This is a genomic window from Comamonas sp. MYb21, from assembly GCF_037479395.1.
GTDB lineage: Bacteria > Pseudomonadota > Gammaproteobacteria > Burkholderiales > Burkholderiaceae_C > Comamonas.
Window position 1 is genome coordinate 159,952 of the sequence record NZ_JBBGZC010000013.1, and the last position, 24,654, is coordinate 184,605.

21 protein-coding genes and 1 pseudogene are annotated in these 24,654 nt (G+C 60.2%); 11 read left to right on the forward strand and 11 right to left on the reverse strand.

Annotated features, from left to right (window positions below):
• Positions 1-35: 35 nt before the first annotated feature.
• Positions 36-1,220, forward strand: a complete 1,185-nt coding sequence (locus tag WH367_RS19755) for an acetyl-CoA C-acyltransferase (protein WP_339537365.1) — start codon at positions 36-38, stop codon at positions 1,218-1,220.
• A 1-nt stretch (position 1,221) separates the two neighbouring features.
• Positions 1,222-3,068: pseudogene (locus WH367_RS19760) on the forward strand (acyl-CoA dehydrogenase).
• Positions 3,069-3,192: 124 nt separating this feature from the next.
• On the opposite strand, the gene WH367_RS19765 reads toward WH367_RS19760, so the two are convergent.
• Positions 3,193-3,951, reverse strand: coding sequence for an IclR family transcriptional regulator (locus WH367_RS19765; RefSeq protein ID WP_339537366.1), 759 nt, complete (start codon positions 3,949-3,951; stop codon positions 3,193-3,195).
• A gap of 181 nt (positions 3,952-4,132) precedes the next feature.
• Between WH367_RS19765 and WH367_RS19770 the strand changes: the two genes are divergently transcribed.
• The 7 genes from WH367_RS19770 (at position 4,133) to WH367_RS19800 (ending at position 11,019) form a co-directional block, all read left to right on the forward strand.
• Positions 4,133-5,443: a CitMHS family transporter gene (locus WH367_RS19770; RefSeq protein WP_339537367.1), complete on the forward strand. Its 1,311-nt coding sequence runs from the start codon at positions 4,133-4,135 to the stop codon at positions 5,441-5,443.
• Positions 5,444-5,454: 11 nt separating this feature from the next.
• The gene (locus WH367_RS19775) at positions 5,455-6,462 is read left to right on the forward strand and encodes an amidohydrolase family protein (protein ID WP_339537368.1); all 1,008 of its coding nucleotides are present in this window, start codon (positions 5,455-5,457) and stop codon (positions 6,460-6,462) included.
• Between the two features lie 35 nt (positions 6,463-6,497).
• Positions 6,498-7,472 (forward strand): Bug family tripartite tricarboxylate transporter substrate binding protein, encoded by a 975-nt coding sequence (locus WH367_RS19780; protein WP_339537369.1) that lies wholly within the window; start codon positions 6,498-6,500, stop codon positions 7,470-7,472.
• A 29-nt stretch (positions 7,473-7,501) separates the two neighbouring features.
• Entirely contained in the window at positions 7,502-8,476 is a 975-nt protein-coding gene (locus WH367_RS19785; protein ID WP_339537370.1) for a Bug family tripartite tricarboxylate transporter substrate binding protein, read from the forward strand.
• A gap of 9 nt (positions 8,477-8,485) precedes the next feature.
• Positions 8,486-9,688 carry a CaiB/BaiF CoA transferase family protein gene (locus WH367_RS19790; protein ID WP_339537371.1) on the forward strand — a complete coding sequence of 401 codons (1,203 nt, stop codon included), beginning with the start codon at positions 8,486-8,488 and terminating at the stop codon, positions 9,686-9,688.
• Positions 9,685-10,503: a citryl-CoA lyase gene (locus WH367_RS19795; RefSeq protein WP_339537372.1), complete on the forward strand. Its 819-nt coding sequence runs from the start codon at positions 9,685-9,687 to the stop codon at positions 10,501-10,503. The genes WH367_RS19790 and WH367_RS19795 overlap by 4 nt, the downstream gene beginning before the upstream one ends.
• Positions 10,504-10,698: 195 nt before the next feature.
• Positions 10,699-11,019 (forward strand): acyl-CoA dehydrogenase C-terminal domain-containing protein, encoded by a 321-nt coding sequence (locus WH367_RS19800; RefSeq protein ID WP_339537373.1) that lies wholly within the window; start codon positions 10,699-10,701, stop codon positions 11,017-11,019.
• A 140-nt stretch (positions 11,020-11,159) separates the two neighbouring features.
• Here the strand turns inward: WH367_RS19800 and WH367_RS19805 are convergent, their stop codons facing one another.
• The gene (locus tag WH367_RS19805; RefSeq protein WP_339537374.1) at positions 11,160-11,600 is read right to left on the reverse strand and encodes a hypothetical protein; all 441 of its coding nucleotides are present in this window, start codon (positions 11,598-11,600) and stop codon (positions 11,160-11,162) included.
• A 250-nt stretch (positions 11,601-11,850) separates the two neighbouring features.
• Positions 11,851-12,015 carry a hypothetical protein gene (locus WH367_RS19810; RefSeq protein WP_339537375.1) on the reverse strand — a complete coding sequence of 55 codons (165 nt, stop codon included), beginning with the start codon at positions 12,013-12,015 and terminating at the stop codon, positions 11,851-11,853.
• A gap of 512 nt (positions 12,016-12,527) precedes the next feature.
• Between WH367_RS19810 and WH367_RS19815 the strand changes: the two genes are divergently transcribed.
• Entirely contained in the window at positions 12,528-12,782 is a 255-nt protein-coding gene (locus tag WH367_RS19815; RefSeq protein ID WP_148293049.1) for a hypothetical protein, read from the forward strand.
• Between the two features lie 91 nt (positions 12,783-12,873).
• Here the strand turns inward: WH367_RS19815 and proX are convergent, their stop codons facing one another.
• Positions 12,874-13,884, reverse strand: a complete 1,011-nt coding sequence (gene proX / locus WH367_RS19820; protein ID WP_445228133.1) for a glycine betaine/L-proline ABC transporter substrate-binding protein ProX — start codon at positions 13,882-13,884, stop codon at positions 12,874-12,876.
• Positions 13,885-14,499: 615 nt separating this feature from the next.
• Between proX and WH367_RS19825 the strand changes: the two genes are divergently transcribed.
• The gene (locus WH367_RS19825) at positions 14,500-15,690 is read left to right on the forward strand and encodes an ankyrin repeat domain-containing protein (RefSeq protein ID WP_339537376.1); all 1,191 of its coding nucleotides are present in this window, start codon (positions 14,500-14,502) and stop codon (positions 15,688-15,690) included.
• Positions 15,691-16,057: 367 nt separating this feature from the next.
• On the opposite strand, the gene WH367_RS19830 is transcribed toward WH367_RS19825, so the two are convergent.
• Genes WH367_RS19830 through WH367_RS19860 form a run of 7 tightly spaced genes read right to left on the reverse strand, consistent with a single transcriptional unit; the run spans position 16,058 to position 24,401 of the window.
• On the reverse strand, positions 16,058-17,074 hold the full coding sequence (locus WH367_RS19830) for a diguanylate cyclase (RefSeq protein ID WP_339537377.1): 1,017 nt from the start codon (positions 17,072-17,074) through the stop codon (positions 16,058-16,060).
• Positions 17,071-18,078, reverse strand: coding sequence for a chemotaxis-specific protein-glutamate methyltransferase CheB (gene cheB, locus WH367_RS19835; RefSeq protein ID WP_021024704.1), 1,008 nt, complete (start codon positions 18,076-18,078; stop codon positions 17,071-17,073). Before cheB ends, WH367_RS19830 begins: the two co-directional genes overlap by 4 nt.
• A complete protein-coding gene (locus WH367_RS19840; protein ID WP_339537378.1) occupies positions 18,075-20,297 on the reverse strand; it encodes a hybrid sensor histidine kinase/response regulator in 2,223 nt (740 codons plus the stop codon). The genes cheB and WH367_RS19840 overlap by 4 nt, the downstream gene beginning before the upstream one ends.
• 55 nt (positions 20,298-20,352) lie before the next feature.
• Positions 20,353-21,039: a chemotaxis protein CheW gene (locus WH367_RS19845; RefSeq protein ID WP_339537379.1), complete on the reverse strand. Its 687-nt coding sequence runs from the start codon at positions 21,037-21,039 to the stop codon at positions 20,353-20,355.
• Positions 21,023-22,282, reverse strand: a complete 1,260-nt coding sequence (locus tag WH367_RS19850) for a CheR family methyltransferase (protein WP_021024701.1) — start codon at positions 22,280-22,282, stop codon at positions 21,023-21,025. The genes WH367_RS19845 and WH367_RS19850 overlap by 17 nt, the downstream gene beginning before the upstream one ends.
• Positions 22,279-22,761 (reverse strand): chemotaxis protein CheW, encoded by a 483-nt coding sequence (locus WH367_RS19855; protein ID WP_027010358.1) that lies wholly within the window; start codon positions 22,759-22,761, stop codon positions 22,279-22,281. Before WH367_RS19855 ends, WH367_RS19850 begins: the two co-directional genes overlap by 4 nt.
• A 2-nt stretch (positions 22,762-22,763) precedes the next feature.
• On the reverse strand, positions 22,764-24,401 hold the full coding sequence (locus WH367_RS19860) for a methyl-accepting chemotaxis protein (RefSeq protein ID WP_339537380.1): 1,638 nt from the start codon (positions 24,399-24,401) through the stop codon (positions 22,764-22,766).
• Positions 24,402-24,654 lie beyond the last annotated feature (253 nt).

The following is a 24,654-nucleotide window of genomic DNA, read 5'->3' on the forward strand; positions in this document are numbered from 1 at the left end:
AAGGCCAGAACTCATCAACATTGAAGAGCACCGCCATGAAAGACGCCGCCATTGTTTCCACCTCCCGCACGGGCATTGGCCGGGCCTACAAGGGCTCGCTCAACCACACGCGCTCGCCCCAGATGATGGGCCACGCCATCGAGCATGCGGTGGCGCGCGCGGGAGTGGACCCGGCAGAGGTGGATGATGTCGTGGTCGGCTGCGTGCTGACGGCGGGCACGGCCGGCATGAACCTGGCACGCAACGCCTTGCTGGCCGCAGGCCTGCCGATGAGTGTGGCCGGGCAGACGATAGACCGGCAATGTGCCTCCGGCCTGATGGCGATTGCCACGGCGGCCAAGCAGGTGCTGGTCGATGGCATGCAGGTCGTGGTGGCGGGCGGCTGCGACAACATCACGGCCGTGCAAACGCCCTATATGGAATGGGCCAGCCGCGAGCGCGACCCGGCCGTCACAGCGCATGCCGCCCATGCCTATATGCCGATGCTGCAAACGGCCGAGCATGTGGCGCGCAAGTACCGTATCAGCCGCGAGGCGCAGGATGCCTATGCGCTGGAGTCGCAGCTGCGCACCGCACGCGCCCAGGCCGCTGGCCTGTTTGACCGCGAGATCGTGCCTTTCAGCACCCAGATGGCGGTGACCGACAAGCTTACAAAGGAAGTCAGCCTGCAGGACGTGACCCTGGCCCGCGACGAAGGCAACCGCCCCGACACCAGCCTGGAAGGGCTGGCCGCGCTCAAGCCGGTGATCGACGGCGGCGTCATCACCGCCGGCAATGCCAGCCAGCTGTCCGACGGCGCCTCGGCCTGCGTGGTCATGGATTCGGTACTGGCCGAGCGCCGGGGCCTGGAGGTGCTTGGCATTTACCGGGGCATGGCAGTGGCTGGCTGCGCGCCCGAGGAGATGGGCATCGGCCCCCTCTATGCGATCCCCAAACTGCTGGCCCAGCATGGCCTGCGTGTGCAGGACATTGGCCTGTGGGAGCTGAACGAGGCCTTTGCCTGCCAGGCGCTGTACTGCCGCGACCAGCTGGGCATCGATCCAGCCTGCTTCAATGTCAACGGCGGCGGCATCTCCATCGGCCACCCCTATGGCATGACCGGCGCCCGAATCGCCAGCCATGCCTTGCTGGAAGGCCAGCGACGCGGTGTGCGCTATGTGGTGGCCACCATGTGCGTGGGTGGCGGCATGGGAGCGGCAGCCTTATTTGAGGTCGCGTAAGATGCAACTCGACTACGCCAGCATCCGCCAGACCCTGGATTTTTTGCTCTACGACTGGCTGGAGGTAGAGGCACTCAGCCGCCATGCGCGCTATGCCGGCCATGACCGCCAGACCTATGGCGCCGTGCTGGACATGTGCGAGCGCCTGGCCGCCGACAAGTTCGAGCCCTTCAACCGCTTGGTCGATCAGCAGGAGCCGCATTTTGACGGCCAGCAGCTGATCTGCCCGATTGCACACCGGCGGCCTGCGCCGCCTATGCCGAATCGGGCATGCTGGCGGCATCGCACGACTACGAGGTAGGGGGGATGCAGCTGCCCTGCGTGGTGGACATGGCGGCCAACAGCATGGTCTCGGCGGCCAGCATTGCGCTCAAGGCCTATTCAATGCTGACAGCGGCCAATGCCGGCCTGCTGATGGCGCACGGCACGCCGGCACAGCAAAAGGCCTTTGCGCTGCCGCAGCTGCAAGGCCGCTTTTTTGGCACGATGAACCTCAGCGAGCCGCAGGCCGGCTCCAGCCTGTCGGACATCACCACGCGTGCCGTGCCCGATGGTGCCGACCATGCCGATGACACGCTGGGCCCGCGCTACCGGCTGACGGGCCGCAAGATGTGGATCTCCGGCGGTGAGCATGCGATGGGCGAGAACATCGTCCACCTGGTGCTGGCCAAGGTGCCCGACGACAACGGCCAGCTGCCCGCTGGCGTGGGCGGCATCTCGCTGTTCATCGTGCCCAAGGTCCTGGTCGATACCGATGGCCAGGTGACCGGCGAGCGCAACGACATTGCGCTGGCCGGGCTGAACCACAAGCTGGGCTACCGGGGCACCGTCAACACCTTGCTGCACTATGGCGAGCAGGGCGGGGCCGTTGGCTACCGCGTGGGCGCGCTGGGCGCGGGCCTGCAGTGCATGTTCCACATGATGAACGAGGCCCGCATCCAGGTGGGGCTGGGCGCCACCATGCTGGGCTACGCCGGCTACCTGCAATCGCGCGACTATGCCCGCCAGCGCCCCCAGGGCCGCCCGGTCGCTGCCGGCCAGAAGGTGGTGAAGAATGCGCAGCAGCCCCAGGTGCCGATTGCCGAGCATGCCGATGTCAAACGCATGCTGCTGGCGCAAAAAAGCTATGCCGAAGGCGCACTGGCGCTGCAGCTGTACTGCGCCAAGCTGGTTGATACCCAGCGCGCCGGTGCGCCGCAGCAGGCCGATGCCGCGCAGCTGCTGCTGCAGGTGCTCACCCCCATCGCCAAAAGCTGGCCCAGCCAGTGGTGCCAGGAGGGCAACAGCCTCGCCATCCAGGTGCTGGGCGGCTATGGCTATACGCGCGACTATGCGGTGGAGCAGCACTGGCGCGACAACCGGCTCAACATGATCCACGAAGGCACGCACGGCATCCAGGCCCTCGACCTGCTGGGCCGCAAGCTGCGCATGGATGGCGGAGCCGCCTGGGCCTTGCTGCAGGCCGAGATCGCACAAACCGTCGCCGCTGCCAGAACGGTCCCCGCATGCGCCCCCTGCGCCGATCGCTTAGATGCGGCCACCCAAGCCCTGCAAGCGGCCACCGACGCAGCCTGGGCCAGCGGCAACGCCCAACTGGCCCTTGCCAACGCCACCGCCTACATGACCGCCTTCGGCCATGCCACGCTGGCTTGGTTGTGGCTGGATATTGCCGTCAAAGCGCGTGAGGGTATGGCGGCTGCCGATGCAGGGCAGCAGGCCTTTTTGCAGGGCAAGCTCGATTCCGCGCGCTACTTTTACGCGTATGAGCTGCCGCTGGTGCAGGCCTGGCTGGCTCCGGTGATGGCGGGGGAGGGGTTGTTTTTGGAGGTTGGAGCCGCTAGCCTTTGACGAAGGTTTGAGGCTGTGTAGTGCGGGTCTTGGCGATGAATAGCCAGGAACCGTGGTCCGCGTATGGTGTGGGCCCTTCAGCAAATAGCCTTGCTACCTGCAGATGAAGGGATGCGCTGAATTTCTATGCGACTGCAGGCACTGAATCGGTCAGCTTTTTCTGTGGACCCGCAAAGCGCGAGGGGTTTCCGCCGAACTGCGCGGTAGCTCGTTGCGTAGCATCCATCAAAGCAAGAAGCGCATGATGGGTGGCGGAAGGCTGCCCCAGCCTGGATACAGGTCCTGAAATCGTTAATGCACCCAGCAGCTCCCCAAGCGCACCAAACACTGGCACCGAGACAGCTGCGGACTCTGGATCGCGTTCCCCGGAGGACTTGGCCCAAAGCTGGTTCCGGACTGGGTCAAGATCCTGCCCGCCATCCGAAAACGCAAGCAGCACTTTGCCTGACGCGCCTTGGTGAATGTCAAACTCCTCTCCAATCCGGATGGAGACGCGCACCGCTCTCGAAGGCTCTACGCGGCTAAGCACAAGTCGCTTGGCTCCGGCACGCACATAGAACGATGCGGTCTCGCCAAGGGCGGCACTCAGCTCTTCAAGAAGCGGCGCGATGATGGAGTCGATACGAAAATTGCGTTGGTAGATGGCTGCCAAGCGCATCGGGGCGGGGCCGATGGCGTACTGTCCATCGTCACATTTCCTGATGAAACGCCCACTTTCGAGGGCTGTGAGCAGACGTAGAACCGTGCTTTTGTACAAGCCGGTGCGCTTTGAAAGCTCGGTGAGCGTCAATCGGTCGTCTTCAGGGCTGAATGCATCAAGAAGCGCGAACGCTCGGTCCAGTACTCCCACCCCACTCGATGTCTCAGAAGTTTGTTGCGTCATCACATTGCCTAGATTTCAGCTGTTCTGCTGAGTAGAACACACATCCAACAGGCAAATTTCCTAGGGTAAGCCCGGATACAGATAAGGCATTTTCAGGACTAAAGTTCTATCCTATAGAACTTAGTTCTATCAGATAGAACATGTGCAAACGTCGTAAGACGATAAAAAGGTGGTGGAGACAGTGACGTTGCTTGCGCTCGGTTACGGAATGGTCGTTTGTTTCATGGTCCTCATCATGACCAAGCGGATGTCTGCTTTGGTGGCTCTGGCCTTGGTTCCGATTGTTTTTGGATTGGTGGTGGCATCACCGGACGCCATCGGAAAAATGATGATTGATGGGGTCACCAAGCTTGCCCCAACGGGGGTGATGCTCACATTCGGCATCCTCTACTTCAGCGTCATGTCCGATGCGGGGCTGTTTGACCCCTTGGTCAGACGTGTGGTTCGTTTTGTCAAAGGCGATCCCCTGAAGCTTCTTGTCGGCACTGCCGTCATGGGCACCGCGGTAGCGCTGGATGGCGATGGAGCGACGACCTATGTCATTTGTGCAGCCGCACTACTGCCCATCTACCGAAGACTCGGCGTGAAGCTGCAATACATGGCAACCGTGTTGCTGATGTCCATCGGCATCATGAACATCGTTCCCTGGGGCGGACCGACTGCGCGTGCTGCAGCAGCGATGCATATCGATGTGTCCGAGGTTTTCATCCCTTTGATACCTGCCATGCTGGTGGGATTTGCTTATCAGGTTGGGGTTGCTGCGCTGTTTGGTTTGCGTGAGCGCCGGCGGCTGGGCGTGCTGAGTGACCCGCAAGAGCTACCAAATCCCGGCAATGAGGCTGGCGAGCAGCCCCAGTGGCGCAGGCCACGCATGATGCTTCCCAATCTGCTGCTGACCATTGCGCTGATGTTCTGCCTGGTCAAGGGTGTGCTTCCGCTGCCTGTGTTGTTTCTCATCGCCACGGCTCTGGCGCTGATGCTCAACTACCCACAGTTGAAAGATCAGCAGGAAAGACTGGCCGCCCACTCATCCAATGTTCTGGCCGTTGTCTCGCTCATTTTTGCAGCCGGCATCTTTACAGGCATCTTGACGGGCACCGGCATGCTCAAGGCCATGTCGGACGGGCTGCTTGACATCATTCCGACCTGGCTTGGGCCTTACATGGCGCCGGTCACTGCACTGCTGAGTGCGCCTGCAACCTACGCACTCACTAACGACGCCTTCTACTTTGGTGTGCTCCCTCTGCTGGCAAATACGGCCAGTGCCTATGGTATTACCCCTGCGGAGATGGCTCGGGCATCGTTGTTGGGCCAGCCCATTCATCTGCTGAGCCCGCTAGTGGCATCGACCTACCTGTTGGTGGCATTGCTTGACCTGAACTATGGCGACAACCAGAAAGCCTCGCTCCTCTGGGTCTTCGGTTTGGTCATCGCCATGGTGACGGGGGCTTTGCTGCTCGGCGTCATCCCATTGGTGTCCACCGCACCCTGAAAGGGAATGCCATGAGTGGAAACTATCTCAGCATTCGCGAGCACTGGTTGGCGTTGAACCCGGAAGAAGCTCTGGAACCGGCGCTCCCCATCATTGATGCGCATCACCATTTCTACGACAGGCCGGGCTGGACCTATCTCGAACCGCAATTTCGTGCAGATGCAAGTAGCGGACATTTCATCCAGGCAACCGTCTACATGCAGGCGCTCACCCACTATCGCAACGGCGGGGCTGAACACCTGAAGCCGGTTGGTGAAACGGAGTATGTGGCGGCAGTCACGGAAGCAAGTGGCGCAGTGCCGAAGGTCGCATCGGGCATCGTGGCATATGCAGACCTGCGACGCGGGAAAAAGGTACGGGAAGTGCTTGAAGCCCATGCGGTCGCAGGCCGAGGTCGCTTTCGCGGCATCCGCCATCTGGTGACCTGGGACGCCGACGCTTCGCTCACCAACCCTTTGACTGTGGCTCCTCCGGGAATGCTCGCCGACAAGTCCTATCGAGCTGGATTACAAGAGCTTGAGCGCGGTGGATTGTCCTACGACGCCTGGCTGCTTTGGCCGCAGTTGTCAGAGCTCGTTGCGGTGGCTGATGCCCTTCCTGACCTGCCCATCATTCTTAACCATTGCGGCGGAATTGCGCGGATTGGCGCTTACGCACATAGGCAGGATGAGGTCTTCACATCATGGTCCCGGGCCGTGCGCATTCTGGCGCAGCGCCCCAACGTGTGCGTCAAGTTGGGTGGGCTGGGCATGCGGATGAATGGGTTTGACTTTGACAAGGGAATCCTCCCGCCAACCTCATTGCAACTCGCCGAAGTTTGGCGTCCCTGGATGCTTGCATGCATCGATGCATTCGGCCCCGAGCGCTGCATGTTCGAGAGCAATTTCCCCGTAGACAAAGGCTCCTACAGCTACAGCAATGGCTGGAATGCCTTCAAGCGCTTGACGCGAGATTTCTCCGCGCAAGAGCGCAACGAACTGTTCCATGGGACGGCAGCCCGTGTGTACAGACTTACCTGACAGACCCTTTCAACAATGACCACTCAGGAGACAACATGCCAAACTTCTCACGCCTTCTTGGAATCGCCACGTTCCTCTTTGCATCTGCTGCAGCATTTGCGCAATCCGGGTCCTACCCGACCCAATCCATCAAGGTAGTCGTACCTTTTCCACCAGGCGGCGGCACCGATGCCGTCACGCGCATGGTGCTGGAAAAAATTCGGATTTCGACGGGGTGGACACTCGTGGTGGAGAACAAACCTGGAGCCGGAGGAAACATCGGGCTGGATGCCGTTGCAAAGGCCAATCCAGATGGATACACCATTGGCATGGGGCAAACCGCGAACCTGACCATCAATCAGCATCTTTACGCCAAGATGCCTTACGACGTCTCCAAGGCATTCGTACCTGTGGCAACGGTAGCCGGCCAGCCCGTCGTGCTCGTGGTCAATGCCGCCTCACCCTACAAGACATTGGCTGATCTGGTTGCCGCGGCCAAATCCAAACCAGACTCTCTGACGATGGCGTCTGCCGGTAACGGTACGGTCGGGCATTTGACCGGAGAAGTCTTCACACGACAGGCGGGCATCCAGAGCAGCCATATTCCTTACAAGGGAGCAGGACCCGCAGCGACTGACCTTTTGGGCGGTCAAGTGGACTACTACTTTGCGACCCCTCAGACCGTCATGACGTTTATCAAGTCAGGCAAACTGCGCGCGCTCGCAGTGAGCTCGTCCAAACGGCTCCCCATCCTTCCGGAAGTACCCACGGTTGCCGAAGCAGGTTACCAGGGATTCGAAACGAATGACTGGAAGATGCTTGTTGCACCAACAGGTACACCTCCACAGATTCTTGCGAAGTGGCAAGCTGAAGTCGCCAAAGCGCTTGCTCGCCCAGACACCCAGGAAACGCTTCAGTTTGAGGGCAGCGCACCCCTGACAGCAACACCTCAAGAGGCCTCCACACTGATCAAGAATGAGCAGCAGCGCTGGGGTGACGTCATTCGCAAAAGCGGCGTGAAGATTGGCTAGTAGCAGACCGAAAACCAAAGGAGACATCCATGAAATTCATTCGACTGCTGGCTTCTTCATCTGCCGCCGCACTGCTTGCCCTGACGGCCGCTTCCTCGTTCGCGCAGACGTACCCGTCCAAACCTATTACCGTCATCGTTCCTTACGCTGTTGGAGGAACCACGGACATCGTTGCGCGGCTTGTGGGCAACCAACTGGCCAATGGTCTCGGACAACCGCTGGTCATCGATAACCGAGTGGGGGGAGGTGGACTTATAGGCTGGAACGCTGCTGCTCGCTCTGCTCCCGATGGCTACACGCTCCTGACGACAGAGATGTCGTTCACCATTGCGCCGAGCATCCTACCCAAAATGCCCTTTGACGGGAAAAAGGGGTTCTCGCACATCATCACTGCAGCTGCAGCGCCCCATGTATTGGTGGTGAATCCCGGCGTGCCCGCTAACACGGTACAAGAATTCATCGCGCTGGCTAAATCCAAGCCAGGGGCGATGAACTACGGCTCAGGTGGCAATGGAACGAACACCCACTTAGGCGGAGAGCTGCTCAAAAGTGCTGCCGGCATCGAATTGATGCATGTACCGTACAAAGGCGCCGGTCAGGTGTTGACCGACCTGATGGCCGGACAGGTGCAAGCCTTGGTGACTTCTTTGCCGACTGCATTGCCACACATCAAGTCTGGCAAATTGCGCGCGCTCGTCGTGACCAGTGACGCCCGTTCACCACTGCTACCTGACGTTCCTTCTGCGCGAGAAGCCAACCTACCGACCTTCATCATGGACTTCTGGGTTGGTTTTGCAGCACCTGCAGGCACGCCCCAACCCGTCATTGAAAAGCTGAACACGGCTATTGCAGCAGCGTTGAATTCTCCTGAGGGAAAGCGCCGTCTTGCTGAACAAGGCCTAACACCAGTGGCCAACTCCCCCGCACAAGCAACTCAACAGGCAACTTCCGAGATGGAGCGTTGGGCTTCCATCGTGAAGGCTGCCGGAATCAAAGCTGAATAAGGAATCATCATGGCCATCAAACCCCTGCACGGCATCCGCGTGTTGGACCTTACCAATGTTCTTGCCGGACCCTTTGCATGCCACCAGCTTGCCCACATGGGCGCGGACGTCATCAAGGTAGAAGCTCGGCAGGGGGGCGACCTGGCACGCCAGCTCGGTGCAGACCAAGAGCTGAACAAAGTAAATATGGGCGTCTCTTTTCTTGCGCAAAATCCTGGCAAGCGCTCCATCACCCTTAATCTGAAACATCCGCAGGGCAAGGACGCATTGCGCAGACTAGTGCGCACTGCCGACGTGCTTGTGGAGAACTACCGACCTGGTGTGATGCAGCGCCTGGGCCTCGGTTACGAAGACTTGCTGAAGGAAAATCCCAAGCTCATCTACTGTGCGATTTCCGGCTTCGGTCAAAGCGGTCCGCTACGCGACCTTCCTGCATATGACCAAATCATTCAAGGCATGTCCGGTGTCATGAGCATCACAGGAGAAGCTGATACAGCGCCGTACCGTGTTGGTTATCCGGTAGCTGACACCATCGGCGGTATTACAGCGGCATTTGCTGTTGCCTCAGCCCTTGCAGACCGCCATCGCACTGCTGGTGTTTTCATTGATGTCTCTATGCTGGAGGCAGCTATGGCAACGATGGGCTGGGCGGTGTCCAATCACTTGATTGCAGGCAAAGAGCCTAAGCCTTTGGGAAATGACAACGTCACGGCGAGCCCATCCGGAACTTTCAAAACGGGTGATGGATTGCTGAATATTGCAGCCAACAAGCAAGAGCAGTTTGAAGCCGTTTGCGCAGTGCTCGGCCATACCGAGTGGATGACCGACGCGCGCTTTGCGGACCGCCATGGCCGCCTGCACAACCGCAGCGAGTTGAAGGCTTTGATGGAGGATGCACTGTCGACCAAATCAGCAAATGATTGGTGGAAACTGCTCAACGAAGTAGGCGTGCCTGCAGGGCCTGTCTACACAGTACCTCAAGTCCTTTCACACCCCCAGATTGCAGACCGCGGGATGGTGGGCACATTCAGCAATGTGCCCGGCGTCGGTCGTGACATCCGCGTTGTTCGGACAGGCTTCAAGCTCAATGGTGAGGCGCCAACGGTTGACACACCACCTCCGCAGCTGGGCGAACATACCTCGGCCATCCTGCATGAGCTGGGCTACACGGAATCAGAAATTCAATCGTTGGTGAAGGAGCAAGTGGTATGAGCATGCATGACCCCCGTGTAAGCGACTGGTGGAAGACATCCATCATTGATATGAGCCCTGGTGTCATCCGTTTCAGGGGCTACGCCATCCAGGATCTGATTGGTCGCATTAGCTTCCCCCAAATGATATGGCTGATGACTCGGGGTGAACTCCCTAGCGAAGCTGAGGCAAAACTACTGGACGCCGTCCTTATGGCTGGTGTGGACCACGGCCCTCAAGCGCCCAGCATAGCCATCGCCCGTATGGCGGCAACCTGTGGCGTTGGACTAAATAATGCCATGGCTTCTGCAGTCAACGTGCTTGGAGACGTGCATGGGGGCGCTGGCGAACAAGCCGTCGAGATGTACATGGATATTGCGGAGCGCCACAGTGCTGGAGCTTCGCTCGAAGAAGCCGTAAGCGCGGGCTTGGATGCAGCCATTGAACAGCGCGGCAAATTCATATCTGGATTTGGACACCGTTTTCACCCCATTGACCCAAGAGCCCCGCGTTTGCTCGAATTGGTAGACGAAGCAGCGCGTGCGGGCACCATCAGCGGCCGCTTTGCAGCGATTGGCCGCGCAGTTGAGGCTGAGTTGGCATCACGCAAAAATGGGCGCCGTATTCCCATGAACATTGACGGAGCCACCGCCGTCATCTATGCAGAGCTGGGTTTCCCCGCGCCACTTGCACGCGGACTGTTCTGCTTGTCTCGCTCTGTCGGAATTCTGTCTCACGCCTGGGAGCAAACCCAGCAGGGAGGCCGAAACAAGGGGCCCATTCCGCGCGAGTACCTATGCGCCTATGATGGCCCCGCGCCACGCGACCTCCCATAAGTCTTCTGGCCATTCGGAGGGGCGCTCTTGTATCCACCAAGAAGGCAGGGCGCCTTTCTCCATCAGGATTTTTGGCTTCATTGAAGACTTACTTGGATCTACAGCGACGGAGTTTGCCCTGCCGTCGGCCTCCTGGAGCAGGGAGTTAGGGGCGAAGGCATTTTGGTCATCGCGTAAGCACCCAAGGCCGACTGCTTGGAAACTGCCACCCAAGCCCTACAAGCCGCCACCGACGCCGCCTGGTCCAGCGGCAACGCCCAGCTGGCCCTTGCCAACGCCACCGCCTACATGACCGCCTTCGGCCATGTCACGCTGGCCTGGCTGTGGCTGGAAATTGCGCTCAAGGCGCATGCGGGCATGGCGGCAGCCGATGCGGGGCAGCAGGCCTTTTTGCAGGGCAAGCTCGATTGCGCGCGCTATTTTTACGCGTATGAGCTGCCGCTGGTGCAGGCCTGGCTGGCGCCGGTGATGGCGGGGGAGGCGCTGTTTGTGGAGCTGGGGGGGAGTGGGTTTTGAGCCCTGGGGAAAGGGCGGGGCAGGCTGCCGCAGGGCTTGCATCCGCGCTCAGCGCATGGTGCAGGTGCTGGCGGCGGGTAGGGCTCTATTGGTTGATGGGCCGCTCAAGCCTGCCAATAGCGCCTCTGCGGGCGGTGCCCTCATACCTTGGCGAGGAAGGCCGCCGCATCACCTGCTTCACACTTCCAGTCTGCGAAGACCCCCACCAGATCGCATTCCACGCAGTGGCAAGCGATGTAGTACCAGCGCACGTCATGGGTGCCCTGGTACACGGAGACGCCGGACACCAGCTCGAACACCTCGTTTTCGCACACGCAGGCGTGCCCCTCGGGGGTGGCCTCTTCCATGTAGTCGGCGCTGTCGCCCATCAGGTGCTCCTGCCCGCAGTCGGAGCAGGTGCGGATGGCCACGCCGGCTTCTTCGTCGGTCTGCAGCGCAAAAGTCCGGGAGCCGCACTCGCATTTGGACGAGGCAAACCGGGTGGCCTCATGGCCATTCGCAACGCTGTAGCTGCGCAGCTCGGCTTGGGTGTCGCCCGACGTCGTCCCGTACATGAACTCGCCCTTTTTCGTCAGTGCCATTGGTGTTGTTCCATTCTTCAAAGTGGGCTTCCCGGCATACCTGGTGCCAGGTTTGCCCCGATCATCTGGATTTTGCCTGAATTGGCCGATCCCAGACGGTTGCAATAACACCTACCGTGATCGCAAGCACTGGCCGGATGTGTCGCGGCGACAGGCGCGCTTTGCCGGCGTTTTTCAACACGGCCATGGCTTGGATGGCATCCTTCCTGAAGCTCTGCTGCCACTGCGCCGACCAGTCTCTTGGCCGTCCTTACTCTTCCCATCCGGCCAGGGCATTCACGATCTCTGCATCCAGCCAGGCATTGGCATAGCGTGGGTCCGTCGACGGATCTTTGGCCGCCGCAACAAACGCTGCGAAGGAGAATATGCGCTCTGTTGCCCTCGTGGCGCGAGACTCAAAGGTGTTTAAATCCAACTTGTCTTCCAATGCCTGCTATGGGGCGGCCTTGCGCTTCTGACAGCATGACAATTGCACCATTGCCACGTGGAGACTATTCAAGCGCATGCAGTACATCCCACCACCCGATGGACATCAGACAATGTGCGACGGATGGGTTCCCACACATCGGATTCACTAAAAGGAAACAACGCCAGTGGAGCAATCTCGCTTTGGGCCTATGCAGGCACGGACCCTCCCGGTGTTGCCGGAGGGCTGTGTGCAGCACCTGGCCGATCACTACAGCAGTGCCTGGCGCGGTACGGCTCAGCGCCTGGGATGCAAGGGACGCGCTGGATGTTATGCCGGACTGGCAGCCAGACCGTACGTCCATGCGTTGCCTGGCATCGCGCACAGGGGGTGTGGCCAGCGAGATGCGGTAGTGCGGCATTCCTTTGCGAAGCGATGGGCCTTTGGACGTTTGCCAAGGCAGTGAGCAGGTGATGGGCCGTCCAAATACTCCGAGCCGCCGGCGACCGTGGCTGCAGTCGATGGCAGCCCTCGCCATCGCGGCCTTGATCGGCTGGGGTTGCATGGTTGGCGCGACCGAAGTGGTGGAGAGCTTGCGCTCCGGGGTGCTGAACAACCGCAAAGGACCTGACATCCTTGCCGCCGAGCAGCCTGTCCTTTACTGGGCTTTGATCAGCTTCTACACGGCGGCAACGCTGAGCGCCGCCGGTTTGGCGCTTTTGGTGACGGCCATTGCAGTGCGCGATCTGATCCGTGCACAAGGCGCTGACCAATGAGTGCGTGGTCGACGCGCCAGGCGGCCTGCGTGGGTGTTGCCGAGGTGTAGAAGCTGCGCGCCCAGCGCCCAGCGTGCAGAGCAAACCCAGGTCAGCTTGCGGCGGCCTTCAGCGCAGTCTCTATCCAGCCATCAAAGGTCTTTTGGTTGGCCTTGATCCAGCTGTCCGTATGGCGCTCCACGTCCTGCTGGCGGTTCTCGCCGTCGTGCATCCGACGGTTTTGCTCGCTGATGTCCCCGATGGGCAGCGACATGATCTCAAACAGCTTGGCGGCGGCGGGGTTCTTTTCGACAAAGGTCTTGTTCGCCACGATGTATTCGTTGTTGACAGGGAAGCCGTAGTTCTTGCCGTTGGACAATTGGGTGTCCGTGCCCGCCTGTACACCAGGCATGGCCGAGAACGGCACTTCCAGCCAGACAACGTCCTTGCTCGAGCGCAGCACATTGCTCAACCAGTAGGGGGTCCAGGCGTAGAACAGCACCGGCTTGCCTTGCTGATAACGGGCCAGCGTGTCCGAGATCAGCGCAGGGTAGTTGCCCTGGGTGTAGTTCACCGTGCCTTGCAGCTTGAAGGCGGCGAGCTGGTGGTTCACCACGGCTTCGCCACCCCAACCGGCGCTGGGCCCGACCAGATCGGCCTTGCCGTCGCCGTTGGTATCGAAGAGCCGGGCCAGCTTGGGGTCAGATAGCTGGCTCAGGTGGGTGATCCCGTACTGGTCGGCTGTCTTCTTGTCGATCATGTAGCCCTGGGCGGCGCCGGCTGCATACACACCCTTGCGCGACAATTTGGCGTCGCCCCCTACGCTTTTGTAGAACTCCGAGTGGTGCGGATTCCAATGGTTGGCCATGAAGGTGGCGTCTCCGCGCGCAACGGCCAGATGCGCCAGCGGGTACTCGACCTCCTTGACGGGCTGCACGTCATAGCCAAGTTTGGTCAGCGCACGCGTGACCAGCAGGGTCTGGAAGGTTTCCTCGGCCAACGAACTTTGCAGGGGCAGCACCTTGACGCCCTTGCCGGGCAGATCGCCAGCGTGGCTGGACAGTCCAAGGGCCAGCAGGGCGCTAGCGAGCAGGGTGCGGGCAAAGTGTCGGGTGTTCATCATGCGGTGTATTTCCTATACAAGCGGGTGGAGAATGCGAGCTAGGCTCTTGGCGCCACGCAAGCGCCTGAGCCGAGCTCAGGAAGGTCTCTGGAGCCATGGCGGCAATGCAATGCGCTGCGCTGGGCGGTAGCCGCCCAAGCCAAGGCAGCCACGTTCCACAGCCGCAAGGCAGGCGCTAAAGACGGCGAGACAGACGGCGCAAGCAAGGCCTGCCGATCGTGGATCGGCGTCCAGCGGGAGGGACAAGGCTTTGGTTGACGACGCAGGGCGGTGGGGCAGCAGCACCCCACGCAAGAAAATAGGTACCGCGACGGGACGCAAGATGGTCCGCGAGTAGTACCGAAGCGCCAACATGCTCTGTTGGCTTTAAGAAGCTGATAAATATAACTCCCGAGTCTAAAGCAGTCAAGGCTTGCGCGGCGTTTATCCGGTGCGCTGCAGGGCTCGGATGGGCGGCGGGGGAGGGGCGCTGCCAGAGATGGGGAAAGCCATCTGCGATTGGAGTTCCGGGCCCCGGCGCAGGGTTCTCTCACCCCTCATCACTCTTTCGTGGCATGGCACTAAACTTCCGATCCATCACTCCTTGAATGTGCGACCGGCTCGCAGTCTCCTCCCATGCCACAGCTTGCTTCTGGAACCCCTATCGATACCTCAGCCGGCGCAGGCAACCAGGCCGCAGCGCGCGGCGATATCCGCACGCTGGCCGCATTGGCCGAAGCGGGCGACGACCTGTCGGCCCTGTGGAACATTCGCACGCCGCTGATCGAGGCCGTGATCGCCCAGCAGGCGGAGGCGGTCAGGTGGTTGCTGGCGCGTGGTGTTGCGCTCAACACCCCCGATGCCGTGATGGGCTGGACGGCCTTGGGCTGGGCTGCCAGCGGCAATGAGGCCGCACTGGTGCAGGCCTTGCTGGCCGCTGGCGCCGATACCGAGCACCAGGCCGACGAGCAAGGGCGCACGCCGCTGATGGCCGCCGCCCAGGCGGGTGGCGACGAGGCGGTGACCCTTTTGCTGGCCGCTGGCGCGCAGGTGGTTGCCCAGGATGGCGTGGGCGCCACCTCTGCCGACCTGGCGCGCCGCAACGGCTTCGAAGCCTTAGCCGCGCGGCTGGATGCCTTGCTGCCCCCCGCGCTGCAAGCGGCTGCGCCAGCGCCGCCCAGCGGCACCTTGCCCTGGCCCGACGAACCGCTGGCTGTGCTGCACTGGCCCGATGACTTCCCCGCGTTTCAGCAGCCCAACTGGCGGAGCCTGGCCAGCGGCGAGGACTCGTCGTTTGACAGCGCCTTTCACGCCGCACTGGCCAACCGACTGAGCCCCGCCTTTGCCAGCCCCACGGCGGCGCTACGCAGCTGGGTGCAGGCCATGAACCACTGGGAGCGCGCGGCGAGTCAGGCGATTGCTGCGGACGGGGGCGCCGAGGCGCATCAGGACATGGGCGTGATGTGGCAGCAGCTGGCGGGCGCGATGGCCCTGCGCCAGGCCTATGCCACGCCGCGCCCGCGCAAGTACCCGCGCATCTCCATCAGCGCCAAGCCCGATTTGCCGCTGCACCTGGACCTGCTGGCGCTGGAGTGGCCAAGCGCTGAACAATGCACCATCACCACCCAGCACCGCATGCTCCCCGTGGACGAGCCCGAGTCGACCGACACCCATGCGGGCGCGACCACGCGCGGGGAATTCTTCTCGAACCGCTGGCCCATCGTGGAGAGCCGCTTCACCTTGCTGCGCAAGGCCGGCCAGTGGCGCATCGACCGTTGGCAGCAGCGCTACCAGGGCAGCAGTACCTGGGACAGCCAGGTCCTGTGAGCCCGCGCAAGCTGGGTCACCGGCCGGGTTGACTTGATCGCATCCACGGGTAGGGCCTGCGATCTACTACAGGTACAAGCGTAGGCCGAGTTCTAACGGGGTGGGATTGTTTGCGGTCAGAGCCAGACACCGGGTCGCGCGGGCGAGTATGCGTCGGGGCCTGGTCCGAAGGTGCCTTATTGGGTTTGTTGGGATTTGCGTGAGTCCGTTGCAGTCATTGCAAGAATCCGTCCTCGCAGGTCTGCACTATACCCTTGACGCACCCTGCGTAGACTTGCGACCATCCAACGCTACCAGAGCTTTGGCGAGCCGGAGGAAGCCCATCCCCTGCTGATCAAGATCGCATCGAATCAGAAATTTACCGTACTCAGGCTACGCCGATGCGATTTCGACCACTTTCTTTGGCCTGGTACAGCCCAATGTCTGCGCGCTGTATCAATGCAATGGGTTTGAGGTCTTGCTCAGGCACCATGGTGGCAACTCCGATGGAGACCGTCACTGTGGCATCGGCTACCGGTGTAACATGTGCAATCGCTAGTGCCTGGACTGCGCGGCGCACACTATTGGCGAGCGAGCATGCGCCGTCTTGCGAGGTATTGGGCAGAATGATAGCGAACTCTTCACCCCCATATCGGGCGACCAGATCACCGGAGCGCGAGCAGGATTGTGCAAGGACCTGGGCCACGCTGCGTAAGGTCTCGTCGCCCATCACATGGCCGAAATTGTCGTTATAGGATTTGAAAAAATCGACATCGATCATCAGTAGTGAGAGTTCAATTCTCTCTCGCCGTGCGCGTTTCCATTCCAGGTCCAGGTGCTCATCGAAATGCCGCCGGTTTGACAAGCCAGTCAAGCCGTCGAGCTTCGTCATACGCTGCAGCGCAAGATTGCTCTCCAGGAGTTGCTGTTGGCTCAGGCGCAAGGCTTGGTTCGCCAGGTCGCGTTGCTTCATCGCCAGATACGCTCGGGAGTGGTATCGGAGACGTGCTATCAGTTCCACAGCATCTGGCAGTTTCACGAGATAGTCATTAGCCCCCACTGCAAATGCCTGGCTCTTGATCTTCGGGTCTTCCCTGGATGACAGAACGATGATGGGCAGGTCGCGTAATTTCTGATTGTTGCGATATTGGCTCACCAAGTCCAGACCATCAACACCGGGCATCACCAGGTCTTGCAGGATGACGGTCGGCTGGATGTGTTCAGTCATTTCCATGGCTTTTTTCGGGTCTCCGCAGTAGTGGAAAGACACGCCGATCTCATGGCTCAGCATGCGCCGTACGGCCTCGCCGATGATCGCTTGGTCATCTACTAGTAAAACTTTGACTTCAAGCTCGCCAGGCTCCCCGGCAGAGGTGTTTTCATCCAGAGTTGGAATAGGAGTCATGAATTTCTCTTTACCGCCATCCAGCGGCATAGTTCGGCCAAGCGGTTGGCGATGCGGTCCAGAGCTAGGACTTCAGCTGCCGCATCTATTGCAACGGCGGCCTTGGGCATTCCCCACACCACGCTGCTGGACTGGTCTTGGGTAATGGTGGCAAAGCCTCGCTCGCGCATGGCCTTGAGCCCATCTGCCCCATCTCGCCCCATACCCGTTAGCAACACACCGATGGCATCACCTCGCCATTGCTCGGCAATGCTGTGAAAGAAAATGTCGATCGACGGACGGTAAATTTGCGCGTCAGGCTTGAGTGAATACTGCAGGTCACCGCGGCGGCTCACCGTCAAATGCTCATTGCGGCCAGCCAGCAAGACCACGCCGGTCTGCGGTATCTCACCAGCCTGAACCAGGCGTACCGGAAGCGTTGATTCCCGCGCCAACCATTCAGCCATGCCCGCAGAGAACTTGTCGTCCAGGTGCTGAACCAGTACCACGGCGGCGTCAAGATCTTTAGGCAGTTCACGCAGCAACTGGTTGAGTGTGGCGGGCCCACCAGCGGAGGCACCGATGGCAATCAGGCATGCGCGTTTCGCGCTGGTGCGCGTGGCTCGGTGGGTAACAGGCTGCGGGGGCGTGGCCAGCCAGGCGATGTTCTGGATCTTGCGCAGCAGCAGTGCTGGATTGAATGCGCTGTCGTTCGCCAATTCGGGCAGATGCACCACATCAAGGGCACCGTGGCCCAAGGCATTGAATGCCCATTCGGTATGGAGCTCGGTCGCCAGATCCAGCAGCAGCAAAGGGCATGGCGCCTCATTCATGACACGTTGCGAAAAGGCCACTCGATCAGCTGTGCCCAGTTGCAGCAGCAGTAGCTCAGGGGGCATGTCACGACACAGGCGCAAGGCTTGCGTCTCGTCTTGTGCCACCCAGTGGATGTCGTGCAGCGGCTCCAAAGCGTGTTCGAGGCGTTGCGCCAACTCAGGGGTGTTAACCATCAGTCCAAGCTTCATTCAACAGCCTCGCCGATCAGCATGTGTACAGCCTCTAGTAATGTTTCATCGTGAAAGCTCGACTTAGCAAGGTAGTAGTCGGCTCCCGCATCAAGGCCGCGTCTGCGGTCTTCCTCGCGGTCCTTGTAGGATACAACCACCACGGGCATGGACTGCAGTTGTGCGTCGCGTCTTACCAGGCCTACCAGCTCAATGCCATCCATGCGGGGCATGTCGATATCGGTCACCAGGAGGTCATATTTTTCTGCACGCAGAATGTTCCAGCCATCGATGCCATCCACGGCCACAGTCACCTCGTAACCGCGCCCAATGAGCAGCTTGCGCTCCAGCTCACGCACGGTCAGCGAGTCGTCCACCACCAATACGCGCTTGCGCCGCAGTGACGGCCCTTCAGACAACCGTGCAACCCTTTCGACTTGGCCTGCGCCCAAGAGCTTGTCAGCGGAGTTCAGCAAGTCATCCATATCCACGATAAGCACCGGACTGCCGTCATCGAGCAGGGCACCTGCCTCCACTCCGCGCAGCAGGCCTAGGCGGGAGTCGATGGGAACGACAGCCAGATTTTGCTCGCCAACAATCCTGTCTACCGCAATGGCAAGGCTTCGGTCGTGGTGCGGTATCAAAACCACTGGGAGCCCCAGCGGATCGGATTTGCCATGCGGCAGTTGTAAAAGCTGGTGGGCAGCGACCAGACCGATGGCGCGCTCACGTACCCAGATATGTTGCTGACCCTCCACCATGCTGATGGCGTCCGCCGGGATACGCAAAGTCTGCTCCACTTGCGCAAGCGGAAGCGCGTAGGCCTCACCGCTGATCTCCACCACCAAGCAGCGCAGCATCGACAAGGTCAGCGGCAGTTGCAGCTGGAACACTGTCCCTCGCCCCTGTTGCTGGCGGACGCGCACCGTACCGCGTAGTTGACGCAGCGTGTGCTGGACCACATCGAGGCCCACCCCACGGCCAGAGATCTCACTGACTTTCTCGTTCACGCTGAAACCCGGCAGGAACAGAAAAGCCAGCAATTCTTCCTCATGCATGTGCTGGGCCATCGTTTCTGTGGCCAGCTTGCGTGCGATGACCGCGGCGCGTACGCGAGCGAGGTCCACGCCTGCTCCATCGTCTTCCAGCTCAAGGACCAGGAGCCCAGCAGCATGCCGAGCCCGCAGTACCAAGTTGCCTTGTGCGGGCTTGCCGCTGGCCAACCGTTGTGCGGGGCTTTCAATGCCGTGGTCCACCGCATTGCGCAGTAACTGGATCAGTGGTGCTTCCAATGTGTCCAGTACGTCGCGATCTCCTTGTACCTCTTCGCCCTCCAGATTCAGCCATACCTCTTTGCCAAGACTGCGACTGAGCTCACGCACCATGCGCGCCTTGCCAGCCATCAGATCCGCGCAGGGTCGCATGCGCGATGCCAATACGGTGTCATAGATGCGCTGGCTGCGCTGCTCAAAGGCCCAGCCAAAGCTGTCGAAAGCCGCTGTGTGTTGTTGCAACTGGCTTTTGGCTTCCAGCGTCCAGTGGTTCACATCGGATAGCAAGGCCTTGGCACGAGGCGGTAGCTCCTGTCCCAGCAGCGCATCGCGCAACCCATGCAGGGATCGATCAAGATGGTCTTGCAGGCGTTTGAGCTGTGCCAACTCTTGGCCCAGGGACTTGGTACGCTGTGCAGCCACCAGTGAGCGTCCCGCCAGATCGAGCAGATGGTCCAGGCGTTCGGCTGACACACGCAGGATACGGTCATGCAGTTCACCGGCGGGCTCGGGCTCGTTGGTCTCAATGGGGGAGACTTCTTCCGGCAAGGCCGGCGTGAAGTCCGGCATGGCATCGGGTGCCGGCGCATCTTGCTGCGTATCTTCTGCCAGGATTGCTTGCAGCGCAGGCAGCCCTTGCACGCTGATCCCTTCACTCAACTGCCTCAATGCGTCTGAAGCGCGTAGCAGGGCGTCGATGCGTGTGGTGCTCAGTCGGACCTTGCCGCTCTGGGCCCAGACTAGCAAGTCCTCCATCACATGGGCCAATGTCACAGCGACATCTAAGCCGACAATGCGTGCCGCACCTTTGAGTGAGTGCGCTGCACGCATGCAGGCCTCCAGCTGCGCGGGATCGGTAGGCTCACGCTCAAGTACCAGCAGGCATGAATCCATGACCTGGGTTTGTGCCTGCGCTTCTTGACGAAACAACTCCAGCATGGAGCTGTCTTTGTAGGCATCAAGGCTCATGGCTTGACCTTTGGTCCATACATCGCGAGATGTGCCAGCGGTGTTGCTTGTTGGATCATCTAAGGCTCCTGGACAAGGCTTGCAACAGGCGATCAGCATGGAGCACCGTGATGCTGTGCTGCCGCCACTGCATCACCGCAGAGGCTAGCTGGCTGACCGCAAGGCCACTGGCATGGCCCGTCTTTTGCAGCTTGGCAAGTGGAATCGCGTATATGCCTTCCACGGTCTGAACCTCCGTCACCAGTGGGCCACCAGGTGTGTCCAGTATCAGCATGTGGGGGCGGTCTTGCGGCGTGGTCTCGGTGGTCAGGCCCAATACCAGGTCAAGCGCCATACAGGGAACCAAGGTTCCCCGTACATTGCACAGTCCGCGCAGTGAACGGTTGCGGGGGTAAGGCAGTCCGTGAACGGGCACGGGCAACGATACCTCTAGCAAAAGCGTTGAAGGCAGAGCCAACCAGTTTTGCCCAATGCGAAAGATCAGGACTGACAGTGTCTGGCCATCAGCCAGCGGCTCAGGTTGCTGATTCTCCGCGAACGAAGCCTCGTCCACCGTCTCCAGATCCAGCTCATGCCGATCGAGCAGCAGAGCGGCAGCCTCGGCATAGCGTTCGCAGTTATGGCAATGAACATGCTGGAGCAGCCTCTCGCAGGAGCGGTCGCCGCGAACACCAATGCGCTGCCAGCAGGCGTCAATAGCTGGGGGCTCTAGCGGGATATGGGGATCAGGACTTGCCGGCATCTTGGGTTTCTCTCTGCTTCAGCCGTTGCTGTAATCGTGCCGCACCGCTGTGGTCGCCTTGTGTCACCAGCAGGGCTGCCAGGTGTGCCAGGGCTCGGGTGTGGTAGGGCTCAAGGTAAAGCGCTTTGCGGTAGTGGCGCAGGGCAGCCTCGGCCTGGCCCGCACCGTCACATATCAAGCCCCACCAGAAGAACAACTCGGCGGTCGGCCCATGCAGGGTCAACTGCTGTGCGCAGGCAGTGAGCGCCTCTGCGCTGCGTCCCGCATTGGCGAGCTCGGTGATTTTGCGCATTCCAGCCGTTGCATCTCCCGTTGGCGGCGATTCACTTTTGGCAGCTGGTGAAGGCGCCATGGGGCGTACGGCCGAAGTGGCACGCAATGGCAAAGGCGAAGGCGCGCGCGGCGTGACCGCCGCAGGCAATATGGGGCGCGCTGGCACTGGGGGGCATGGCAGGGTGCGGCGGCGGAACGCGAAACTGTGTGCGGCATCCAGCGATTCGAAGCCTTGTTGGCTTAGAACGCCTGCTTCAGCTGGCCCAGTGAACAGCAGTCCGTCGGCGCGCAGCCAGCGTTTGAGATTGGTCAGCGCCCGCAACTGCGTAGGTCGGTCAAAGTAGATCAGCAGATTGCGACAAAATACGATGTCGTAGTCCGTCAGAGAAGGCTGCATGATGCTGCCGAGTATGTTCCCACACTGAAAGCGCACCACGGCACGTAGCCTCTCATGGATGCGGTGGGAGCCATCCGCCTCACGTTGAAAATACCGCTCGCGGATGCCTGGATCATCGCCGCGAAAGGCATTCACGCCATATTGGCCAAGGGTCGCATGTTCTATGACGCGCTGACTGATGTCCAGCGCATCAATCTGAAATTCGTGCGCCGCAAAATCAGCATCGAACATGGCGATTGCCATGGAGTAGGGCTCTTCTCCGCTGGAGCATGGCAAGCTGAGCAAGCGCAAAGGTTGCCCGACAGGGAGCCGGCGTTGTAACGCTCTCGCTTGGGTGGTCAACAGCGAGAACGATTCAGGGTAGCGAAAAAACCAGGTCTCAGGAACCACCATGGTTTCAATCAGTGCGCGTTGCTCTGTCTGCGATTGGCGGATATGGCTCCAGTAGGCTTCTTCATCCATGGAGTTGGCCTTCAACCGTTGCCGCAGCGCGCGCTCGACTGCCCCTCGGCCCAGCGTACTCGCGTCGAGTCCGATAAGCGATCGCAAGAGGTGTTCCAGTCGTTCAATCATGCTAGCTTGCCCTGGGGCGGGAACAGCAACTGGACCATATCCGGTGGCAACAGCCCTTCAATGGAGATGTGCTGAATCATGTCGCCCAAGCCTTGCGCCTGAACGGCGCCCAGGTAGGCGCCTCCTGCATCCAGCCCCGTAGGCTGTTGTGCGGGGCTAGGCAGGCGCATCACCTGATTGGCCTTTTCAAGGATCAAGCCAAGGGATTGGGTCGACGAATAGTGCAGCAGCACCATGCGGGTGTTGATGCTATGCCGAGCCTTTTGCCCAAACACACGCTGGCAAAGATCCAGTACTGGAATGATCTCCCCGTGGTAGGACAGCAAACCAGCCACCCAGGCGGGGGCCTCCGGCACATGCTTGAGCCGTTGCAGGGGCATGATTTTGCGAACCACGCTGGCAGGCAAGGCGTAACGATCAGCGCCCAGGTTGAACAGCAGGTGCAACGGTGCAGGCTCCGTTGCTGGGGTCAATGCCACGATTAAACCTTGAAGCGGCTAACCCCGCTGCGCAGATTGTTGGCTACATCGCTCATGTTCTCAACTGCCATGCCGGCCTGGTGCAGTGACTCTACGGTTTGGCTACTGGCTTCGGTGAGTTGGCTCAAGGCCTGCTCAATTTGCTCGGCCCCGCTGGACTGAGTTTGCATGCCTTCACTGACCTGTTGCATCTGCGGGGCCAAAACCTGAATTTCGTGGATGATCTGTGACAGCTGGTCGCCAACTTGGGACATTTCAGTATTGCCGCGGCGCATCTCTTCGGAGAATTTTTCCATCCCCATTACGCCTGCAGACACGGCAGACTGAATTTCGCGCACCATCTGTTCAATATCGTAGGTGGCAACCGCAGTCTGGTCCGCCAGACGGCGTACTTCAGTGGCTACTACGCCAAATCCGCGGCCATATTCGCCCGCTTTCTCGGCTTCGATCGCAGCATTGAGAGACAGCAGATTGGTTTGGTCAGCGACTTTGACGATGGTGGTAACGACTTGATTGATGCCGCCAGCCTTTTCGTTAAGCAGGGCGAGTTTGGCATTGACCATTTCGGAGGCACTGGTCAACTCCTGCATTACCTCGGCCATGCGTACTACGCCTCGGTGGCCCGACCCGGCCAGCGCTGCAGTTTGCTCGGAGTGGGCCGAGACATCACCCATGGTGCGCACCAGCTCCCGAGAGGTCGCGGCAATCTGGCGCGAAGTTGCGCCAATTTCGCTGGTGGTCGCAGCCGTTTCCGTGACGGTGGCTTGTTGTTGCTTGGTGGTTGCAGCGATCTCAGTGATGGACGTTGTCAGCTGTACCGATGAACGCTGTGCTTGAACAACCAATTCGCGAAGCGAGGTGACCATGCCATTGAAGCCTGCCTCAATGGCAGCGAATTCATCGCTACGGTTCAGACTGAGCTTGCTCGAAAGGTCGCCCGTACCCAGCGTTTTCATGGCCGCCAAGGTTGCTTGAATAGGACGTAGTATTGAGCGGTGCAAGAGCAGACCGCAAATAATGGCCAGCACCAGAGCCAGCACCAGCGCACCGACTGCCAAGCGCTTGTTGGAGCTTGCGATTTCTTGAATCGTCTGCATGTCCTCCTCCACGGCATGTTGGTTCAAGTCAACGATGTTGCTGACCTGCTCCTGCGCCTTGCGCCATTGCGGCAGCATTTGCCCGCTGCGCAACTGCGCAGCTTCAGCGACCTGGCCACGCTCCAAAATTTCAACCAGCAGATGCGTATTTTTCTGATACGCCTCACGTGTAAGCGCGAACTCCGCGGTCGCATCGCGATCTTCCTGGCGGGTGATGGTGTTGAGGTATTTGGCGTAAACCTTGTCTAAACTGGCTTCGATCGCGCTCAACTGCGCCTTGTTTTCGGTGAGCACGTCGCTGCTGCGACCGGCATTCGCCTCCGCATCCCGAAGTAGGTTGAGCGTCTGGTAAAAATGGAGGATCAAATCCTGGCGCATCTGGCCAGCGAATCCCATGCCCGCGAGGTCGGAGGAGAGAACGTCGGTAGCCCGCTCATGGTTCGAATCCGCACGCATATAAAAGGTGGCGGACATCCCGAACATCACCGCAATAATTAGTGCAAAGCTGGCGGATATCCGCTGGCTGACCGTTAGGCCCATCATCGTATGTCTTTCTATAAAACGTACTCAAATTGTATTGCTTTGTGAACTCCAAATCACATTTAATTACCGGGTATGCTGGTGCTGCCGAGCGCTGTTTGAGGCTGAAATCCAGCTAGGCTGTTGCGCTGCGCAGGCCGTTCTGCTCTCTGTAGATCCTTCGTAATCTCGCGAAAGTGTGAATCGCCCCGGGTTTCCTAGACACCTCTGAGCCTCAAATCTGAGGCCCAATAGGAGGTGCCATGACGAACAAGCA

Excerpts from the sequence above, each read along its gene's own strand:
- WH367_RS19755 (WP_339537365.1), top strand. The coding sequence starts at position 36 with ATGAAAGACGCCGCCATTGTTTCCACCTCCCGCACGGGCATTGGCCGG.
- WH367_RS19765 (WP_339537366.1), bottom strand. The coding sequence starts at position 3,951 with ATGACGCAACAAACTTCTGAGACATCGAGTGGGGTGGGAGTACTGGAC.
- WH367_RS19775 (WP_339537368.1), top strand. The coding sequence starts at position 5,455 with ATGAGTGGAAACTATCTCAGCATTCGCGAGCACTGGTTGGCGTTGAAC.
- WH367_RS19780 (WP_339537369.1), top strand. The coding sequence starts at position 6,498 with ATGCCAAACTTCTCACGCCTTCTTGGAATCGCCACGTTCCTCTTTGCA.
- WH367_RS19785 (WP_339537370.1), top strand. The coding sequence starts at position 7,502 with ATGAAATTCATTCGACTGCTGGCTTCTTCATCTGCCGCCGCACTGCTT.
- WH367_RS19790 (WP_339537371.1), top strand. The coding sequence starts at position 8,486 with ATGGCCATCAAACCCCTGCACGGCATCCGCGTGTTGGACCTTACCAAT.
- WH367_RS19795 (WP_339537372.1), top strand. The coding sequence starts at position 9,685 with ATGAGCATGCATGACCCCCGTGTAAGCGACTGGTGGAAGACATCCATC.
- WH367_RS19805 (WP_339537374.1), bottom strand. The coding sequence starts at position 11,600 with ATGGCACTGACGAAAAAGGGCGAGTTCATGTACGGGACGACGTCGGGC.
- WH367_RS19815 (WP_148293049.1), top strand. The coding sequence starts at position 12,528 with ATGGCAGCCCTCGCCATCGCGGCCTTGATCGGCTGGGGTTGCATGGTT.
- proX (WP_445228133.1), bottom strand. The coding sequence starts at position 13,884 with ATGATGAACACCCGACACTTTGCCCGCACCCTGCTCGCTAGCGCCCTG.
- WH367_RS19825 (WP_339537376.1), top strand. The coding sequence starts at position 14,500 with ATGCCACAGCTTGCTTCTGGAACCCCTATCGATACCTCAGCCGGCGCA.
- WH367_RS19830 (WP_339537377.1), bottom strand. The coding sequence starts at position 17,074 with ATGACTCCTATTCCAACTCTGGATGAAAACACCTCTGCCGGGGAGCCT.
- cheB (WP_021024704.1), bottom strand. The coding sequence starts at position 18,078 with ATGAAGCTTGGACTGATGGTTAACACCCCTGAGTTGGCGCAACGCCTC.
- WH367_RS19840 (WP_339537378.1), bottom strand. The coding sequence starts at position 20,297 with ATGAGCCTTGATGCCTACAAAGACAGCTCCATGCTGGAGTTGTTTCGT.
- WH367_RS19845 (WP_339537379.1), bottom strand. The coding sequence starts at position 21,039 with ATGCCGGCAAGTCCTGATCCCCATATCCCGCTAGAGCCCCCAGCTATT.
- WH367_RS19850 (WP_021024701.1), bottom strand. The coding sequence starts at position 22,282 with ATGATTGAACGACTGGAACACCTCTTGCGATCGCTTATCGGACTCGAC.
- WH367_RS19860 (WP_339537380.1), bottom strand. The coding sequence starts at position 24,401 with ATGATGGGCCTAACGGTCAGCCAGCGGATATCCGCCAGCTTTGCACTA.